We start from the raw sequence: 4,994 nt of genomic DNA on the forward strand, positions 1-4,994 counted from the left end.
TTGCGCTGGATCGGGGCGGTCGCCTTCACATCCGGCACGGTCGCGTCGGTGGTGTGCACGTCGGTGATCAGATTCGGCATCACCTCTGTCCCCGCGTCGGTGTCGGTGTCGGTGTCGGCGTCGGGGAGAGTGGAGCAGGTTTCCGTGAGGTGGATCTTGTAGCCCATCCAGAACAGGTCATCGCCCTTGGCCGCCCAGCGTGCGTCGGAGTCGTAGGGGGAGGCCAGGCGGAGTTGACCGGGCGGAACGCCATCGTCGGCGTCCCGCTTCTTGATCACCTGCCGTCCCCGGCTGTCGCTGCGGATGATGCAGGTCTGCACGAGTACCTGCCGCAGCAGGTGCACGGCCTCGATCTGACGGATCCATACCGGGGCGTCATCGGCCCAGGCGGCCCGGCACAAGGCAAGGGCGTCCTGGCCGAAGACCTGGGCGAGGCGGTCGCGTTTCGTCTGCGAGGGCGGCATGCGCCAGCCGTCGACCCGCGGCCCGTACCGCTGGGCGAACTCCGTCACGTCGATCTGCCCGGCCAGCCAGAGGGGGGCCGCGACCGCGAGGGCCTCCAGAGCAGCGCGCACGCTCTCGCCGGCCAGCTCCAGGCGGTTCAAGTCCCGCACCGCGCTGATCACATGGGTGGAGTCGGTGCGCTGCTTGCCCCCGGCCGCCACCAGACCGGCGTCCTTGCAGTGCTCAAGGAGCCGGTCGAAGACCACCCGCTCCATGCCGTTGTCCGCGAGCCGGGCCCTGAACTTGCTGAGCACACTGGCATCGAAGCCGGTGTCGGTGAGCTCCGCCCCGAGCGCGTACTTCCAGTCGATGGCCCGCACCGCCATCGCCGCGGCCTGCCGATCGGTGAGGTCCTCGGCGAACTGCAACACCGTCACCAGCGACAACACCCCAGGTGACAGTCCCGGCGCCCCGCGCACCCCGAACGCCTCGGCGAACGGCTCATCGACGAAGACCTCCGCGAGGTGGTCCCGCACCCGCATCGCCAGGCTCCCCCGCGGGAACGCCGCCCGCGCCACCACCACGGTCTGCTCCGGGATCTCCGGCAGTCCCACCGGCCGCATCGACATCCGTACCGCCTCCACGGCCGCACGACGGAAAAGCGACCTCGCGAACGATCATCGCGGACCCGCCCTCACCCCCGCAGTGAATTGGGCAGCAGAGTCGAGAGATCGACCAAAGCGCCGCCACCGCCCACGCAGCCCTCCTTCTCGCACAGCGCATCGGAGCTTCCCGTTGCACCCGGCAGATCACCACCCTCATGCCCCGATACGAGCCACACCAGAATGTGCAGGACGTCCAGCAGCTCCTGCACACGCTTCGGACGGCAGCCTGAACTCGCCACAGGCCAACGCGGTCAGCTGAGTCCACAGGCACCTTCCAGCCAGAATCGGGCCAAGAGCCCCAACGGGCCGGGCGGACGCTTCCTGCTGGCACCCGAGGAGGCCCGTGCCCTGCGCGGTGCATGGCACGGACCAGGCGAGAAAGTTCTCGGCCCGCGCTCCCAGCCAACTGAAAGCGGACACGGGGCGGTGGTGGACGGGCCCGGGAAGCGGGAGGCCAACCAAGCTGAGGGCGTGGCGGTGGCTGGTGATGATGAGGTCGTCGGCCTCTGCAGTGGCGACGGCCGAGGCTTCGAAGGAGCAGGGGATGCGGCCAGATCCGCCAGCTGGCTCACAGCCCGATGGCGGACTTCGGCCCCATATACGCCCCGGCTCCGGGAAATCCGTTCTGGCACAACTCTACGAACTGGTTACTGAATCCGAGGGCTGGCAGGTTCTCCAGCGCAACGAACTCCACACCTCGGATCGGCCGTGTGTCCACGCCCTCCTCAACGGATCCGATCTCCCCGCCCACGAGGCGGACCTCGAACGTGATGTGCAGGACACCAGCATCAGTGTTGTCACACACGTACAGAAGCCGGCCTACTTCCACGTCGGCGCCGGTCTCCTCACGCATTTCCCTGACCAGTGCCTGTTCCAGCGTTTCACCGTCCTCGGCTTTACCCCCGGGCAAGGACCAGTCTCTGGGCCCTTCGGTGTCCTGGTCCAGCACCAGAAGCCTGCCATGCTGCATGACGATGCCGGTCACGCGTGTATCCATCCGCCGACGATATCGGACAGTCGTCCACAGAGCGGACGCCCCTGGCGCAACCACCACCGATCCGAACAACGCTCCAGACGGTCACCCATCCGTGCCGACGGCGACGATGGCTCGTCTGAGAGGCTGGTGCATCTGGTCGGTGTCTGCCGTCCTGCACGGTATCCACCTCGCACGCACCGGACTCCTCACCCGGGACATCCAGACCCTCGCAGCGAGCCCCGGCTCCTCCGATCCGCCGGTCGAAGCGATGTCCTGGACACCGCGGATCGGGCACTATCAGATACATGACACACGCCACCGGTCCAGGTCTCCAGTCCGCGTGGATGATGACTCCCGCTCCGTACGACGACCCGGAAGTCCAACAGCTCCTGTTGGGCCTGTACGACGAACAGTGCTCGTTGTACGGCTTCGCTGACGACCCCGCCGACACACCTGTCTCACAGTTCGCGCCCCCGCGCGGGTTGTTCCTGCTAGTACAAGACGAACAAGGGAACGCGCTCGGTTGCGGCGGATGGTGGTTCCTGGATACCCGGACCGCAGAGATCAAACGGATGTACGTCCGCCCCGAAGCCCGAGCCCAGTCCTTGGGGAGGGAGATCCTGCTGCGCCTGGAAGCCGACGCGAAACTCAGGGGTGCCACGCGGACGCAACTGGAGACTGGCGTCGCCAACACCGCGGCCCTTGCGCTTTACCGCGCTCAGGGATATACGCCGATCACCTCGTACCGGCCCGACAGGAATCCCGACGTCAACCGAGCACTTCGCAAAGATCTGTGACGTGCTGCTGTGTTGGCCGGGCCGGCTCTGGCCGTCTCGCCCTACCAGGGCGGCCTGGGCAGGGCCGCCGGGTAGCCCCTACCACGGGGTCGCGACGCCAACACCGTCTCGGCGTCGCGATCCCCAGTTCCGTCAGGCCGCGTTCACCAACTGCCTGAGCGCGATGTTGAGCCAGAGCACGGCTGCGGGCCCGCTACAGCGCAGCGGCAGACGAGCGGATCGACAAGGCGCGTGCCGCCGCTCTCGATCAATGTCCTAGCCGCAGCCTTGATTCCCTCGGCCGTGGCGGGCGATCCTCTCCTGGCCATGTTGAGCATGGGTGCCATTGCGGCCCCAGAAGCAACGCCTTCTGCTGCTTCCCTGTCGGCAGGTGGTCCTGCTGCTGAAGGTGGCCAACTCCCAGGCATCCGGCCCCGACATGGTGGGGTCTCAGCGCTGGTGCGCGGAATCCCCGCGGGCTCTTGGAGCAGAAATCACCCGAGTTCGCCGCAGCGGTGTGAGTCCGGTAAATCCGTCCTGGCTTGGCCGGCTCCCTGGCCCGGCGAACACCGCCGGGCGTTCCCGCGGGGTGTGTGCTCCGTCATGACGGGCTGTCCAGGAGCGAGGCCGCGCCCGCGTCGAGGAGTTCCTGTCCCGCGTGTTGTCCGGTGAGGGGCGCTTCGGTGGCGGGGCCGGAGGCGGTCGTGCGGATTGGGGCGCCACCGGCCGGGTCGAGGACCACAGCGTGCACCGTCACCGTCTCGGCCGCCGGGTCGTGGACGGCGTGGACAGATGCGGCGGTCAGGCAGCCGCCGCGCAGGGTGGCGAGGGCGGCGCGCTCGGCGTCCAGCATGATGCGGGTCGGACCGTGGGTGACAGGGGCCAGCAGATGCCCCGTGACCGGGTCGTCGGCGCGGTGCTCGATGACGACGATTCCCGCCCCCGATGCGGGCAGCCAATGGGCCGGATCGAGGATCTGCGAGGCACGCGCGGCAAGCCCCAGCTGGCGCAGGCCGGCCAGCGCGGCAATCATGACGTCCACACCGAGGGTTCCGGTATCGAGGCCGGACAGACGGGTGTCGGCGTTGCCTCTGATCGGAACCGGCACCAGCTCGGGGTAGAGGGCGCGCAGGAGGGCTGCCCGGCGGGGTGCGCTGGTGCCGACCCTGGTGCCGGGCGGAAGGTCGGCGAGTGTGACCGGCGGGTGCCCGGCGGACAGGACGAGGGCATCGCGGGCGTCCTCGCGGGGAAGGACCGCTCCGACGGTGATGCCAGGGGCGCGGTCGTGCGGGCCGGGCAGGTCCTTGGAGCAGGCGATGGCCGCCTCGATCCGGCCGTCGAGAAGGCGGGTGTCGGCGGACCGGGTGAAGGCGCCCTTCCCGCCGATCTGGGAGAGCGGGCCTCGGTGCCGGTCGCCCTCGGACGTGATCGTGACGATGTCCAGAGGGGTCTTGGGGTAGCGGTCGCGGAAGAGGCCGGCGAACCGGCCGGTCTGCTCCATGGCCATGGGGCTGGGCCGGGTTCCCAGCCGCAAGGGCCGGGTGGTGACGGTGCTGGTCATGTGATGGTGGTCCGGCTTCCGAAGGGGTGGGCGGTGGGCCAGCTGGTGGTCCGCAGGGCGAGGCGGTGTGCACCGGTGCCGATCCGGCGCAGCGCGGTGAACATCTCGGCCGCGTATGCGGGGTTGAGGACGGGCATGGGCATGATGGCCGGGCCGCTGCGTGCCGGGCCGGGCCGGTGACCAGCTCTGTGGCAGGGTCCGCCAGGGCGGCAGGTCCTGGTAGTCATGCGAGTGGGGCGTTCGCTGCGAGCGCGGTCCGCATTGCAATGGCGGCACCCTCCGGGGCGGCGACAGCCGCGCGCCGGGTCTCGCTTCGCGCACCCGCGGGTCGGCCATCAGGATGATGCTCAACTGGTTCCCCACTCCCAGGAATCGATGTACACGGCAACGCCGGTCCGGCGCGCCTCCTCCACGGCGATCAGACGGGCGAAGTCTCCAGGCGGCATGAGTTCTTTCCACCCGGACAGCGGCAGGGCACATGAACGGGCTGTCCGCCGAGTTGCTGGACGAGCTGGCCGCGCTCGCGGCGGAGCGGACCGCGGAGGGTGGGCTGCGGCTGATGGGTGAGGACG

The 4,994-nt window shown here is 69.1% G+C and carries 6 protein-coding genes; 1 reads left to right on the top strand and 5 read right to left on the bottom strand.

Annotation, left to right across the window (positions count from 1 at the left end; translation table 11 throughout):
• The 3 genes from ABZY11_RS42760 to ABZY11_RS42770 all read right to left on the bottom strand — a co-directional run.
• The coding region (locus ABZY11_RS42760) for a transposase (RefSeq protein ID WP_356484347.1) at positions 1–1,073 on the bottom strand (1,073 nt) is incomplete at its 3' end.
• Between the two features lie 65 nt (positions 1,074–1,138).
• Positions 1,139–1,318 carry a hypothetical protein gene (locus tag ABZY11_RS42765; protein WP_356484348.1) on the bottom strand — a complete coding sequence of 60 codons (180 nt, stop codon included), beginning with the start codon at positions 1,316–1,318 and terminating at the stop codon, positions 1,139–1,141.
• A gap of 359 nt (positions 1,319–1,677) precedes the next feature.
• On the bottom strand, positions 1,678–2,094 hold the full coding sequence (locus ABZY11_RS42770) for an NUDIX hydrolase (RefSeq protein WP_356484349.1): 417 nt from the start codon (positions 2,092–2,094) through the stop codon (positions 1,678–1,680).
• Positions 2,095–2,390: 296 nt separating this feature from the next.
• Between ABZY11_RS42770 and ABZY11_RS42775 the strand changes: the two genes are divergently transcribed.
• Positions 2,391–2,882 (top strand): GNAT family N-acetyltransferase, encoded by a 492-nt coding sequence (locus tag ABZY11_RS42775; RefSeq protein WP_356484350.1) that lies wholly within the window; start codon positions 2,391–2,393, stop codon positions 2,880–2,882.
• Positions 2,883–3,462: 580 nt separating this feature from the next.
• Here ABZY11_RS42775 and hemC read toward each other — a convergent pair.
• On the bottom strand, positions 3,463–4,422 hold the full coding sequence (gene hemC / locus ABZY11_RS42780; RefSeq protein WP_356484351.1) for a hydroxymethylbilane synthase: 960 nt from the start codon (positions 4,420–4,422) through the stop codon (positions 3,463–3,465).
• Positions 4,419–4,559, bottom strand: a complete 141-nt coding sequence (locus ABZY11_RS42785; RefSeq protein WP_356484352.1) for a hypothetical protein — start codon at positions 4,557–4,559, stop codon at positions 4,419–4,421. The genes hemC and ABZY11_RS42785 overlap by 4 nt, the downstream gene beginning before the upstream one ends.
• Positions 4,560–4,994: the final 435 nt, after the last annotated feature.

The sequence above is a fragment of the Streptomyces sp. NPDC006510 genome, from assembly GCF_040611955.1.
Lineage (GTDB): Bacteria > Actinomycetota > Actinomycetes > Streptomycetales > Streptomycetaceae > Streptomyces.